Origin of the sequence: Flavobacterium piscinae (assembly GCF_004122145.1) — a bacterium.
Lineage (GTDB): Bacteria > Bacteroidota > Bacteroidia > Flavobacteriales > Flavobacteriaceae > Flavobacterium > Flavobacterium piscinae.
Genome location: NZ_SBKQ01000055.1, coordinates 1 through 255, shown reverse-complemented (window position 1 = coordinate 255; position 255 = coordinate 1). Strand labels below are relative to the sequence as shown.

The window sequence follows — 255 nt, the reverse complement described above, 5'->3', positions numbered from 1 at the left end:
CCATTCGCGATAATGATATTACCAATGGATTAGGCGGTTATACCGTTACGTATTATCCAAGCCTTCAAAATGCACAGAATAATGTAAATCCGATTCAAGACCCAACGGCTTACACTAACGCTGTTGCAGCGGTGCAAACCTTAGGGGTGAGAGTGACAAGTTCGGAAGGGTGTACAAGTTTTACGACCTTGACCATACGAGTAATCCCAAGACCGGAACCATTATTTGATCCGGCACCGATAGAAGAGTGTGACG

1 protein-coding gene is annotated in these 255 nt (G+C 45.1%); it reads left to right on the top strand.

What is annotated here, in order from left to right:
• Positions 1-255 (top strand): hypothetical protein (locus tag EQG68_RS15155; RefSeq protein WP_164975484.1); only part of this gene is annotated, 255 nt, incomplete at both ends.